Annotated in this window: 13 protein-coding genes; 11 read left to right on the forward strand and 2 right to left on the reverse strand. The window is 59.8% G+C overall.

The features are described from left to right. The first annotated feature begins 298 nt into the window (after nt 1-298). The 10 genes from ACN0SD_RS16475 to ACN0SD_RS16520 all read left to right on the forward strand — a co-directional run bounded on the left by ACN0SD_RS16475 (nt 299) and on the right by ACN0SD_RS16520 (nt 11099). Complete coding sequence (locus ACN0SD_RS16475; protein ID WP_417809327.1) at nt 299-1498, forward strand: GTP-binding protein; 1200 nt, start codon at nt 299-301, stop codon at nt 1496-1498. After that, complete coding sequence (locus ACN0SD_RS16480; RefSeq protein ID WP_417809316.1) at nt 1495-1749, forward strand: DUF6525 family protein; 255 nt, start codon at nt 1495-1497, stop codon at nt 1747-1749. The genes ACN0SD_RS16475 and ACN0SD_RS16480 overlap by 4 nt, the downstream gene beginning before the upstream one ends. Before the next feature lie 573 nt (nt 1750-2322). Then, complete coding sequence (locus ACN0SD_RS16485; protein ID WP_417809317.1) at nt 2323-2742, forward strand: cupredoxin domain-containing protein; 420 nt, start codon at nt 2323-2325, stop codon at nt 2740-2742. After that, nucleotides 2739-3599, forward strand: coding sequence for an FTR1 family iron permease (locus ACN0SD_RS16490; RefSeq protein WP_417809318.1), 861 nt, complete (start codon nt 2739-2741; stop codon nt 3597-3599). Before ACN0SD_RS16485 ends, ACN0SD_RS16490 begins: the two co-directional genes overlap by 4 nt. Nucleotides 3600-3669: 70 nt before the next feature. Continuing rightward, on the forward strand, nt 3670-5016 hold the full coding sequence (locus ACN0SD_RS16495) for an imelysin family protein (protein ID WP_417809319.1): 1347 nt from the start codon (nt 3670-3672) through the stop codon (nt 5014-5016). Nucleotides 5017-5099: 83 nt separating this feature from the next. Beyond that, nucleotides 5100-6461 carry a di-heme oxidoredictase family protein gene (locus ACN0SD_RS16500; protein WP_417809320.1) on the forward strand — a complete coding sequence of 454 codons (1362 nt, stop codon included), beginning with the start codon at nt 5100-5102 and terminating at the stop codon, nt 6459-6461. Next, the gene (locus ACN0SD_RS16505; protein WP_417809321.1) at nt 6458-7450 is read left to right on the forward strand and encodes an imelysin family protein; all 993 of its coding nucleotides are present in this window, start codon (nt 6458-6460) and stop codon (nt 7448-7450) included. The genes ACN0SD_RS16500 and ACN0SD_RS16505 overlap by 4 nt, the downstream gene beginning before the upstream one ends. Nucleotides 7451-7455: 5 nt before the next feature. Beyond that, entirely contained in the window at nt 7456-8385 is a 930-nt protein-coding gene (locus tag ACN0SD_RS16510; RefSeq protein ID WP_417809322.1) for a sterol desaturase family protein, read from the forward strand. 3 nt (nt 8386-8388) lie between these two features. Next, nucleotides 8389-9570: a cytochrome-c peroxidase gene (locus tag ACN0SD_RS16515; protein WP_417809323.1), complete on the forward strand. Its 1182-nt coding sequence runs from the start codon at nt 8389-8391 to the stop codon at nt 9568-9570. A gap of 230 nt (nt 9571-9800) precedes the next feature. Then, on the forward strand, nt 9801-11099 hold the full coding sequence (locus ACN0SD_RS16520) for a cytochrome-c peroxidase (RefSeq protein WP_417809324.1): 1299 nt from the start codon (nt 9801-9803) through the stop codon (nt 11097-11099). Between the two features lie 135 nt (nt 11100-11234). Here the strand turns inward: ACN0SD_RS16520 and ACN0SD_RS16525 are convergent, their stop codons facing one another. Then, a complete protein-coding gene (locus tag ACN0SD_RS16525; RefSeq protein WP_417809325.1) occupies nt 11235-11456 on the reverse strand; it encodes a hypothetical protein in 222 nt (73 codons plus the stop codon). Between the two features lie 13 nt (nt 11457-11469). Next, nucleotides 11470-11880 carry a cation transporter gene (locus ACN0SD_RS16530; RefSeq protein ID WP_417809326.1) on the reverse strand — a complete coding sequence of 137 codons (411 nt, stop codon included), beginning with the start codon at nt 11878-11880 and terminating at the stop codon, nt 11470-11472. Between the two features lie 65 nt (nt 11881-11945). On the opposite strand from ACN0SD_RS16530, the gene ACN0SD_RS16535 reads away from it, so the two are divergent. Further along, nucleotides 11946-12097 (forward strand): MerR family DNA-binding transcriptional regulator (locus tag ACN0SD_RS16535; RefSeq protein WP_417809328.1); only part of this gene is annotated, 152 nt, incomplete at its 3' end.

Here is a 12097-nt window from a genome sequence, read left to right on the forward strand (position 1 = left end):
TTCGCTGCGCCTTGCAAAAATGGCAACAATTCTCAGGACGTGGTGTTTTCTAAGCTGTTAGAAGGCCCGCTGCTAGAAGCTCACGACAGTCTTGAGGCCGCTATCGAAGCAGGTGTGCTTGCGTATCCACTCCTCCTCCATCCAGACAGGCGTGGTGGCAACTCCGACCTCAAACGGTCCAGCGCTCGAGGGGAGGAAGTTGGTGTAAAGTCTTCTCATGTCATGTCGGCAAGGGTTTCGGGAGGCTTGCATCTACATTTTGTTACTTTATAGCTCATGTTATAAAGTAACAGGAGGTATCATGCCCAGCCGTCTTCCCGTCACCGTGCTCTCTGGCTTTCTTGGGGCCGGAAAAACCACGCTGCTCAATCATATCCTCGCCAATCGTTCCGGTTTGCGCGTTGCCGTGATCGTTAATGATATGTCCGAGGTGAATATCGACGCTGATCTGATCCGCGCGGGTGGCAGCCTAACGCGGGGCGAAGAAAAGCTCGTCGAGATGACCAATGGCTGCATCTGTTGCACCCTTCGCGAGGATCTTCTGATCGAGGTGCGCCGCCTCGCCGAAGAGGGGCGCTTTGACTATCTGCTGATCGAATCCACCGGCGTCTCCGAACCGCTTCCCGTCGCTGCAAGCTTTGAGTTTCGCGATGATCAGGGGGCCGCGCTGGATGATATCGCGCGGCTCGACACGATGGTGACCGTTGTGGATGCCGCCAATCTGACGCGCGATTTCAGCGCACAAGACTTTCTCGCCGATCGCGGCGTCGGGTTGGGGCCGGAAGACGAACGCTCGCTGGTGCAACTTTTGACCGAACAGATCGAATTTGCCGATGTGGTCGTGCTGAACAAGATCAGCGCCGCCACCGAGCCCGAGCGGGAAACGGCCCGTGCGATCATTCGCGCCCTCAACGCCGATGCAAAGATCATCGAGACCGATTTCGGCGCGGTCGATGCAGGTGACATCCTTGGCACAGGCCGGTTTTCCTTCGAGAGCGCGCATCGCCACCCGACTTGGGTGCAAGAGCTTTACGGCTTTGCCGATCACACGCCAGAAGATGCGGAATACGGCATCACCTCTTTCGTGTTTCGCGCCGAGCGCCCCTTCAATCCGGTGAAGCTGGCGGAGTTTTTCGACACGCCTCTGCCGGGCGTCATTCGCGCCAAGGGGCATTTCTGGCTGGCCACCCGGCCCGACTGGGCGGGCGAGTTTTCGGTTGCTGGACCGATGCTTGAAGTGCGGGGGCTGGGCCTGTGGTGGGCCGCGGTGCCCGAGGCCCATTGGCCCGCAGAGGCGCGCGCCCGCATGGCGGATCGTGTCGCGCGGGAATTTGGCGACCGTCGGCAAGAGATGGTCTTCATCGGGATGTTAGGAGAGATGAACCGATCGCGGATCGAGGCGATGCTGACCCGTTGTCTTGTGCCCGAAACCCGCTTTGCGCCCGACCTCTGGAAGGGGTTGAGCGACCCGTTCCCGCGCTGGGGGCAAGCGGCATGAGCCGGAACCTTGTCACAGGGCTGCGCCGCAGGCGTCGTGAAAACCCGATGGCGGCCCATGATAGACTACCCGCGCCTGCACGGGCTTGGGTGACGCGGGCGGTGCTGCCTTGGTCGGCGGCGTCGGTTGCGCGCGTCTGGTCGCACGCGCTGCGTGAAACCGGCTGTGAAACCATGGCGCTTGAACGGTTAAGCGCGATCGAGGCGCGGATGATCGCGCGCGACAAAGGGGGCGATACGTGCGACGCGTAAAATCTGGAGCGGCGGGCAGGGCAACTTGGGTGTTCCCTATAGCTATGGAAGATGAGAATGCAGTGAAATGCACGAACGGCTGGTTCGACGAAGCCACATTGCGGTGCTGACTTCTGCTTTGAAAACCTAATGAGTGCCGTTAGCGGCGGTTCTCTGAAGCAGCGAGTCGCGGACCATCGCTGCGAGATCGAACGCCCAAGCGAGCGTTGCGAAAGCGGACATGATGCCGACATTTAGTGATCGGCTCACATCCGGCTTATAAGAGAACGCTATGTGGCTAGATTCTGCGCCATCAACAGTGCCGGGCGGCTAAATTGGGCGTCAGGGGCAAGGTTGCGATTGGGGGGGGCGACTGATTCTCGCCTTTTACTTTGCCTTTAGTCATCGTCTTTGAAACGATCCAGTTTCTGCCGCGCAGCGTTTTCGGAACCCTTGGCGGGGCTCAAATTTGACGCCGAATGTCCGTCCCGAAATACTTCAACGATTGACTCCCAAACATCCTCTCCATAAATACTACTTAAACACTCAGGAATTGAGTGGCGCCGTTTTTGATCGACAAAAGAGAGCTTCGCAATGTCCCGCTTCCTGCCGTTGAAGATGCCTAAGAAAGCAGTCTTGTGCGTTGCGCTGAGCTGTCTCGCGCCGCTTGGGATGAGTGGGGCACATGCGCAAGACGCCTCCACGGCGGGGTTCAGTGAGCCTGTCGACCCGGACGCGGCGGTGCCCACCTATAAGATCGAGTTGAAGGACGGCGCTTTGCTGCCTGAAACGCTGGTGGTGCCTGCCAAGACCCGTTTCAAACTGCATGTGACGAATACCGGCACCAAACCCAGCGAGTTCGAGAGCAACCAGATGCGCCTTGAAGAGGTGCTGTTCATGGGGATGGACGCCACGATGACCGTCACCCCGCTCGATTCCGGCGAATATGACTATTTCGACGAGTTCCAGCCCGGCGTGATGGGCAAGCTGATCGCGAAGGAGGCCGCGCAATGATGGGTCAGGTGATCTTTATCGTGGCGCGCGAAAGCGTCGAGGCGCTGCTGGTGATCGGTATTCTTTGGGCATGGATGGCACATCGCGCCGATGCGCGCACGGGCAAGGCATGGCTTTTGGGCGGAATCGTCGCGGGCTTTGCCTTGGCGACGTTGCTGGCGCTGGCGCTGGTGGGGGTCACGACCTTCTTGGGTGCCGCGGCGCGGAGCTGGTTTGAAATCGGCATGCTCAGCATGGCGGCGGCGCTGATTGTTCAGATGGTGTTCTGGATGCGCAAGCACGGGCGCACGCTCAAACACGAAATGCAGGGCGAGCTGGATCGCCACGCCGCGACCTCAAACTGGTGGGGTGTGTTCGCGCTGGCGATGATCGCGATCGGACGGGAAGGATCGGAAACCGTGGTCTTCCTGTACGGCTCATTCTTGCAACTGCAAAGTCTGGGCAATTACCTGAACTTCGCAGGCTCGGCGGTTGCCGGTCTGGGGATTGCGCTGGTGCTGTTCTGGGCCTTGCAAGTTGGGGCGCGCTTCGTGTCGTGGAAATGGTTCTTCCGCGTGACCGAATGGATGCTGCTGTTTCTCGGCTCGGCGCTGTTCCTGAGCGCGATGGGCAAGCTGCTGTCCAAGCACCTCTCCAACTTTGATCTGCCCGGCTGGATCTACGCGACCGTCTGGGACAGCTCGGGCGTTCTTTCGGACAGCTCGATGTTTGGCAGCCTGCTGGCGACGCTTGCGGCCTATCGCTCGCAACCCATCGTCTGGGACATCCTTATGCTTGCGCTCTACTGGGGCACCGTGGTGGCGCTTTTTGGCTGGCAAAAGCGCCGTTGTAGCGCCACGCGGCTCGCAACCGCCTGATTTTTAACGACGATGCGGCAAGCCCTCGCCAGCCGCGACCAAAGCAACCGAAAACTAGGGACGAGTAAACATGAAAACCAATCGGATCGCCTTGATCGCAACCTGTTTTGCCCTCGGGATGCCCGCTTTTGCCCCGACCATCGCGCTGGCAGAGGTGAGCAAAGACCAAAAAATGGCGGCGCTCGCGACCTACGCGACCATCGCCCATGACAGCTATTCGGACGCGCTGGCGGATGCCAAGGCGCTGAAGGGCGCGATTGACGCCTTTGCCGCGACCCCCAGCGAGCAGACGTTGGAAGCTGCCAAGCAGGCGTGGCTGCAAGCGCGTGAAAGCTATGGCCCGACCGAGGTGTTCCGCCTCTCCAACGGGCCGATTGACGCCGAAACCGGCTGGGTGGCCGAGACATATGGCGCGCTTGAGGGTCAGATCAACGCCTGGCCGCTTGATGAGAACATGATCGACTACACGACCGATGCCGATGGCAACAAGACCTCGGGAAATATCATCGACACGGCGGGTGCGTTTACGCCGGGCGGTCAAGCGCCTGAAGAGGTCGATGTGAGCACGATCACCCCCGATGCGCTGAGCGCGCTGAATGAAAATGGTGGCGATGCCAATGTCGCGACTGGCTATCACGCGATTGAGTTTCTGCTTTGGGGGCAGGATCAGGATTACGCCAACATGATCGAGGATAAGATCACCCATGGCGCGATGGTCGCAGGACAGCGTCCGCTGAGCGATTTCACCACCGATGCACTGGCTGCGCGTCGTTTGGCCTATCTGCAATCGGCGGCTGACAAGCTGGTCTTCGATTTGAGCACTGTTTCGGGCGCTTGGGACGATACGGTCGATGGCGACAAGGGGCTGTATCGCGCGGCGCTTCTGGGCAAGCTGACGGGCGATCAGGCGGCGATGAACATCCTGACGCAAGATGCGCTTAAACAAACCCTGACGGCGGTTGGCGTATTTTCGAAGTCGGAACTCGCCAATGAACGGATCGCGGTGGCCGTGCTCACGCCCTCCGAGGAAGACGAGCATTCCTGCTTCTCCGACAACACCCACCGCGATATCGCGCTGAATTACGAAGGTATCCACAACGTGCTTTTGGGGGAATATCAGGGCAAAGATGTTGGCATGGGCTTTGCCGATGCGCTGCCCGCGGATGAGCGCGCCACGCTTGATAGCCTGATGGCTGATATCTCCGATCGGATCGGGACGGTGAACGATACCGCCAAGACCTCGATGCATTTCGACTACCAGATCCACCCGGAAAACGAGGACTCGGTGCAAAACATCGTCACGCTGAAGAACGATTTGCGCAAACTCGGGGATGAGATGGTGCAGATCGCGCCGCAATATGGCCTGTCGCTGACCACTGATAACGTGACCGATCCGGAAGAAACGCAAGTCAACTGACCGGGCCGAGACGGATGAAAGACGGGGCACGGCTGGCCAAGCCCGAGCGTGCCCGCACCGATTGAGACGAACGGGACACCATGATGCGCAAGGAGATCATCGCGGGAACGCTTGCGCTATCGCTGATGGCGGCGGTGGGCGGCGCTGCAACCGCTTTGCCCGACTGGACCACCGATGCGGGCGGTCCCGCGCCCTTTGCCCAAGCGATGCGCGCGCCCGATGACGCCACGATTGACCAGCGGATGCTGGGGCGGTCATTCTTTTCCATTCCTTGGGTCGCAGCGCCTGCGGCCACCACCGCGCGCGACGGGTTGGGGCCGTTCTTTAACGCCAATACCTGTGCGAGCTGTCACGAAGATAATGGCTCTGCGCCCACGATTGGCGCCAATGGCCAGCCACTGCGCGCGCTGCTGTTCAAGCTCGCGCGTCCGGGTGCGCATGGGACGCGGATGGTGACAGATAATCCCGAAAGCCCCGATCGTGCTCGCATGCTTGATCCCCGTTACGGCGGCCAGATCGCGATCAACGCAACTGGCCACGCCGCCCCCGAAGCGCGCCCGCGGCTCGAAACCCGCCAGATCGCGTTTCGTTATCGCGATGGCGCGGAAGTCACGCTTGAACGCCTGACGCCCAAGCTTGATGATCTGGCCTATGGCCCGCTGGCCGAGGACACGGTGATCTTCACCCGCCAGCCGCCCGCGCTGGCGGGGCTGGGCCTGATCGCGGCGGTGCCGGACGCGGAAATCTTGGCGTGGGAAGACCCCGAGGATCGCGACGGTAACGGGATCAGCGGACGCGCCAACCGGATGACGGATGGCGCAATCGGGCGGTATGGCTGGAAGGCCGCCGAGCCCACGCTGAGCGCCCAGATCGCCAATGCCGCTGCCGTCGACATGGGGCTGACCAATGCGCGCTACCCGGTGGAACTGTGCCTGCCCGGCCAGACCGCCTGCATTGAGGCTCCGCGCGGACGTCCCTCGCCGCAAGGGCTGCTTGATCTTCCCGATACGCGCCTTGCCGCGTTTGAAACCTATCTCGAAGGGTTCAAGGCCCCCCAGCCCAAACACCTGAGTGCCAGTGCCGTGCGTGGGGCGGATCTGTTCGCCACCACCGGCTGCACTGCCTGTCACCGCCCTGAGATGCGCACCGCCGATGGCCGCACCATCCGCCCGCTCAGCGACTATCTTTTGCATGACATGGGCAAGGATCTGGCCGATGGCGTGCGCGAACACGCGGCAGGCCCCTCCGAATTTCGCACCGCACCGCTTTGGGGTCTTGGCGCACGTCTGCGCGCGGGCCATCGTTTCCTGCATGATGCACGCGCGCGCACGCCGGAAGAGGCGATCTTGTGGCATGGCGGCGAGGCCGCTAAGGCCCGAAAGACATTTGTTTCCCTCGATCCGGCCGCGCGCGCCGCGATCCTCAGCTATCTGGAGAGCCTATGACCCGGCTTGCAGCCCTATCCGCCCTGTTTGCTGCCCTCATGCCGCTGGCCGCTGCCGCGCAAGAGGTGCAGCCCGCCTATCAGGCGATCTATGACGGCATCCTTCTGGCTGATTCCGAAGCCACGGTACAAAGCTGTCACGCGATGGCGGGAACGCTTGGCACCGACAGCACCGCGCAGGCGCGCGAAGATGCGTTCACCCAATTGGCCGAGGGCTGGGGGCGCGTTGAGGCGAGCTATATCCTTGGCGGTTATGACATGGACGCGATGGATTACCCGCTGCTGATCGACATGTTCCACAACGGCAAAGAGGATCTTCACGCAAGCCTTGAGCGCGCAATCCAAAGCGACTCTGCGCCGAAAAAGGCGCTTTACAAAAACGCCTATCGCTCGATCACCGCGCTGGACGATATGCTGTTCTCGGGCCCGTGGTCAAAGCGCCGTCAGGCCCTTGCGCAAGAGATCACCGGATCGCTGTGCAAGCGGTTCGAGACGGTGCATCAGGGCTATCTCGATCACCGCGACGATTTTCTGGCCAATCCCGACGAGTCGCTTGGCCTGCTGATGAACGCCCAGATCCAGAGCCTGTATAAAACCCGCGACTGGCGCATCGCCGAAGTGGCGGGGCTGACCAAAAAGACGCTCGGCCAGACGCATCCCGAGAACCGCCAGTATCGCTGGGGCAGCGCGTCCTGGCCCGTGATCGGGGCGATCCTTGACACGCATTGGCGGCTTCTGGCAACCGATGCGGCGCCCAATATCTCGACCATTGGCGAGGCGCGCGGGGCTGGTGCGGGGTTGGCCTCGGTGCAGGACATGCTGGGTGAGGCCATAGAGGCTTACAAATCCGTGCCCGAGGATAAAGCCTTTGCGCCGCGCGAGGCCGTGGCGATCATCAACGGGCTGCAACGTGCGCAAAACGCCTATTATAACTCGCTGGCGCTGTTGATCGGCGTGACGCTTGGGCTGGTGGATGCCGACGGGGACTGATCGCAATGGAACGCGCGCTCAACACTATGCCTGCTATGCCCATGCCCTTCGACGGGCTGTTTAACGGGACTGAGCGGATCTTTTGGCTCTATCTGCTCGCCAGCGCGGCGATTGCGCTGGTGCTGATGCTGGCAGCCGGAAGCTGGCCGACGCGGGCGCGGCTGCGGGCCTATTGGCTTAGCCCGGATTCACGCCTTGATGCGCTGTATTTCCTTGTAGCGTGGGGCTTGCGCACGGCGCTCATCGTGCCACTGGTGCTTTCGGTGCAGAGCGTGGCGATCTGGGTGATGCACGGGTTGAACGCGTTTTACGACCCGCCCTTTCTTGCATGGCGCTACCGCTCCATCGTGCTGGCCTACACGCTTGCGCTGTTCTTGCTGTCTGATCTGTCGCGCTACTGGCTGCACCGGCTCATGCACCGCTCGCGCTGGCTTTGGCCGTTCCACCGGGTCCATCACGCCGCCGAGGTGCTGACGCCGCTGCTGGTCTATCGTATCCACCCGCTCGAAAGCCTGCTTTTTGCGCTGCGACATGCGGTGGTCGCGGGGGGCGTGACGGGGGTGTTCATCTTCCTCTTTGGCGCGCGGCTTGATCTGTACACGATTTTTGGCGAAAACCTGTTCATCGTGGCGCTGTTTGCCTTTACCGCGAACCTGCGCCACAGCCATGTGCGGCTAAGTTACGGGCGCTGGCTGGAGCATATCCTCGTCTCCCCCGCACAGCACCAGATCCACCATGATCGCCGCTATCTGCAAAGCAATTTCGGTTCGTGTCTGGCACTCTGGGACTGGATGTTTGGCACGCTCAGACTGCCCGCGCAAACCCAAGGCGCACCCGATTTCGGAATTGGCCCGCGCGGGGTGCGCTACTCCAGTGTGGCGGCGCTGCTGATGGAACCGTTGCGTGATATCAAGCAAATGCTGCGGAGGGTCTGAACGATGCAAGCACGTTTTTCCCTTGTGATCGTTGCCGGGTTTATCGGCCTCGTCGCACTGTCTGCGCCGCCGCCCGCACCCGCCGAGGATGCCCCTCAAAGCGCGGCGGAACTGGGCGAGAAACTGTTTTTCGACCCGAACTTTTCGGTCAATCGCACGATGGCCTGCGCTACCTGTCACGATCCCGACCGCGCCTTTACCGACAAGCGCGAGACGCCAGCGACGGGCATGGTTTCGCTGGGCGATGACGGCCACGCGTTGGGCGTGCGCAACGCGCCGATGGTGACCTATGCGCTGACCTCGCCGCCGTTCCATTACGACGAGACGCTGAAGGAATATGTGGGCGGGCAGTTTCTTGACGGACGCGCCGCCACGCTGGCCGATCAAGCCATCGGCCCGCCGCTGAACCCGGTTGAAATGATGATGCCCGATGCAAATGCGGTCGTGGCGCGGATCAAGGAAAACCCCGATTACGTTGCTGATTTCAAACGGCTCTTCGGCGATGATGTGTTCGCGCGCACCAGCGATACAGCCCCCGGCACGCCTGCCGCCTTTGCTGCCTTTGGCCACGCCATTGAGGCATTCGAGCGCACCGATCAATTTGCCCCCTTTGACAGCAAATACGACCGCTTCCTGCGCGGCGATTATGATCTGACCGTGCTGGAAGACCTCGGGCGCATGCTGTTTTTCTCAAATAACAACGTGAATTGTTCGAGCTGTCACAAGCTTAAACGCGAGGATGCCCCACACGAGCCTTTCACCAATCACCAATATCGCAATATCGGCGTACCGCGAAATCCTGGCCTGCTGGCGCTTGGTCAGGTTTCGCCCGATTACATTGATCACGGGCTGCTGGAAAACCCGCAGGTCAGCGATCCGGCGATGGATGGCAAGTTTCGCACCCCAAGCCTGCGCAATGTCGCGGTGACCGGGCCTTACATGCATAACGGCGTGTTTTCCGACCTGCGCACGGTGATCGAGTTCTACGACAAATTCAACAATCCCGAGCGCAAGCTGAATCCCGAGACGGGCAAGCCTTGGGCCGAGGCCGAAGTGCCCGCCACCGTGGACCTTGAAGAACTGCGCGCCAAGGCGATGACCGAGCGTAAGGTCGACGCGCTGGTGGCCTTTCTCAAGACACTGACCGACAAGCGATATGAGCCGCTGCTAGAGGATCAGAACTAGCGGCGTTGGGCTGAAACTTTGGGCCGGGAAAGGCATCATTGCCCGCGACAGCGAGCCCTCGGTAAACTGCACCTTTCGGCATGTGAGCAGGCTGGAAATCACTAAATCAATTTCTGTTCGCCTCCAAATGGCTATCACGATCCCGCACTATATCCCCCAAATGTGGTAATTGACGAAATGCCGCTCAGGTGAAAGCCTTTTGTGAGTTTCAAAACAAAGGACTCTTCACCATGAAAAAGAACATCCTTGTTTTGTTTTCCCTATGTCTCGCCAGTGGCCCGGCATATTCGGATGGGCTTTCTCCTTTAGAAACGCTGGGAAAATCGATTTTCTTTGACGCCAATCTGTCGATTAACGGAATGCAATCTTGCGCGTCGTGCCATGATCCGGCGATGGGGTTCACCAGCCCAAATAGCGAATTCAATGCGACCGGAGCCGTTGTTGAAGGCGCGCTTGCGGGGAAGTTTGGCAATCGCAAACCACCCTCTATCGCCTACGCGTCTGAATCGCCCGTCTTGCACCACATCTTCGACGAAGGTGATGTGACTTTCGTGGGCGGGGCCTTTCTGGATGGGCGCGCAACGGGCAGAGTTCTTGGCAACCCAACGGCGGATCAGGCTGAGGGGCCATTCCTGAACCCGCTTGAAATGGCGATGCCCCACAAGGCATGCGTTGTTCAAAGGGTGCTGGAGGCCAAAAGCGCGGGCCAATATCCGATTACGCTGCACGATGTTTGGGGGGCCGGCGTGCCACAGATCGACTTTCCTGCCGATCTTGCGGCGCAATGCGCGACACCCGGTGCAACAATCGAGATTGCCGATGAAGCGACCTCTGCGGCGATTGACGCAGCTTTTGGCGAAATCGCCTATGCCATTTCCGCATATGAAGCCTCTTCCGAAGTCAATCGGTTCAACTCGCGCTATGACCATTGGGTTGCGGGTGAAGGCGGGCTGAACGACGAGGAACGCGCTGGTCTTGAGATGTTCACGCGCGAAGACAAGGGCAATTGCGCCGCTTGCCATGTGCTTTCCCCCAGCACCAGCGGCAAGCTCGCCGTGCTTACGGACTGGACATTTGACAATCTCGGTGTGCCCAAGAACCGCGACAACCCGTTTTACAAGCAGGCCGAGGCGAACCCCGATGGGATGGGCTACATTGATCCGGGGCTCGGTGGTTTTCTGAAAACGGATCTGATTTACGCGGCCTATGCCAACGAGAATATGGGGCGTCAGCAAGTGCCGACTCTGCGCAACCTGATGAAGGGGGCGACGAATGGTGCTCCGAAATCATTTATGCATAATGGGTATTTCAAAACCCTGGAGGGCGTCGTTCATTTCTACAATACGCGCGATATATTACCGCCTTGTGAGGATGAATGGGCCAGTGAAGCCGAAGCGTTGGAAAAAGGCTGTTGGCCAATAGCGGAAATTCCCGCGACTGTCAATCATGACGAACTTGGCAATTTGAAACTCACGGATACAGAAGAACACCAAATCGTTGCGTTTATGAATACGCTCAACGACGAATGAGTAAACGAAACTGATTGCATTTCGATATGTCGGATGCTTCTATTTTGCGGTGTTGTCGCGATCAAGGTAACCCACACAGTTTTGCGCCCTACTAAGATATTGGTTCGACGTCTGAACGGTCCAGAACACGACGGTTCAGCGCAAAATTGGCACCGTATCTAACTTTCGGGCCTCGCGCTGCTCCGAGAGAGCGAGCCGTATAATCGTAGCCGCACCTTGTATCGCCAGAACGGCCATAACGGCTGCCACGGTGATATCGGGCCAACCGGTTCCGGTGCCAAACACACCAAGCGCTGCACCAAGCACCGCGAGGTTCGCGATGACGTCATTGCGAGAGCAAATCCAGACGGAACGCATGTTCGCATCTCCGTCACGCCAGGCATAAAGCAAGGCTAGGCAAGCCCCGTTGGCCAGCAATGCGGCAACACCCACCGCGCCCATTGCCCCCCCATGCCGGCACCGTGCCGTGCAAAGCGTGCCAGATGACACTCGCAATCACCCAAAGTCCGAAAAGTCCCATGGAAGCACCTTTCACGAGGGCGGCGACGGATCTCCAGCGAAGCGTCATGCCAAGCACAAACAAGCTGATGCCGTAATTTGCCGCATCGGCAAAGAAGTCGAGCGCATCAGCCTGCAAGGCGGCCGATCCGGCCGCAAGACCCGCGATGATCTCAACCGCGAACATTACCGCGTTGATCGCGAGCACAATCCAAAGGACAGCACGGTAACGGCCGGCCGCGGCTACGTTCGAGGAGCAGGTATCGTTTGAGCAGCAGGGCATGGCAGGTCTCGTCCTATTAACATTTTTGCGATAGATACGGCCTATAGTAACTATAGGGTCAAGACATGAACCGTGCTGATTTAAAGATTGGCGACCTCTCGCGTGCTACGGGCACAAAGGTCGTCACGATCCGCTACTATGAGAAAATCGGATTATTACCGCCACCTCGCCGGGGCTCGGGAAATTACCGAGCCTACAACACGACAGCGCTTGATCG

This window comes from Thioclava sp., from assembly GCF_048263065.1.
Lineage (GTDB): Bacteria > Pseudomonadota > Alphaproteobacteria > Rhodobacterales > Rhodobacteraceae > Thioclava.

What these genes read in the sequence shown, in the direction of transcription:
- ACN0SD_RS16480 (WP_417809316.1), top strand. Translation starts at nt 1,495, where the DNA reads ATGAGCCGGAACCTTGTCACAGGGCTGCGCCGCAGGCGTCGTGAAAAC.
- ACN0SD_RS16485 (WP_417809317.1), top strand. Translation starts at nt 2,323, where the DNA reads ATGTCCCGCTTCCTGCCGTTGAAGATGCCTAAGAAAGCAGTCTTGTGC.
- ACN0SD_RS16490 (WP_417809318.1), top strand. Translation starts at nt 2,739, where the DNA reads ATGATGGGTCAGGTGATCTTTATCGTGGCGCGCGAAAGCGTCGAGGCG.
- ACN0SD_RS16495 (WP_417809319.1), top strand. Translation starts at nt 3,670, where the DNA reads ATGAAAACCAATCGGATCGCCTTGATCGCAACCTGTTTTGCCCTCGGG.
- ACN0SD_RS16500 (WP_417809320.1), top strand. Translation starts at nt 5,100, where the DNA reads ATGCGCAAGGAGATCATCGCGGGAACGCTTGCGCTATCGCTGATGGCG.
- ACN0SD_RS16505 (WP_417809321.1), top strand. Translation starts at nt 6,458, where the DNA reads ATGACCCGGCTTGCAGCCCTATCCGCCCTGTTTGCTGCCCTCATGCCG.
- ACN0SD_RS16510 (WP_417809322.1), top strand. Translation starts at nt 7,456, where the DNA reads ATGGAACGCGCGCTCAACACTATGCCTGCTATGCCCATGCCCTTCGAC.
- ACN0SD_RS16515 (WP_417809323.1), top strand. Translation starts at nt 8,389, where the DNA reads ATGCAAGCACGTTTTTCCCTTGTGATCGTTGCCGGGTTTATCGGCCTC.
- ACN0SD_RS16520 (WP_417809324.1), top strand. Translation starts at nt 9,801, where the DNA reads ATGAAAAAGAACATCCTTGTTTTGTTTTCCCTATGTCTCGCCAGTGGC.
- ACN0SD_RS16525 (WP_417809325.1), bottom strand. Translation starts at nt 11,456, where the DNA reads ATGCGTTCCGTCTGGATTTGCTCTCGCAATGACGTCATCGCGAACCTC.
- ACN0SD_RS16530 (WP_417809326.1), bottom strand. Translation starts at nt 11,880, where the DNA reads ATGCCCTGCTGCTCAAACGATACCTGCTCCTCGAACGTAGCCGCGGCC.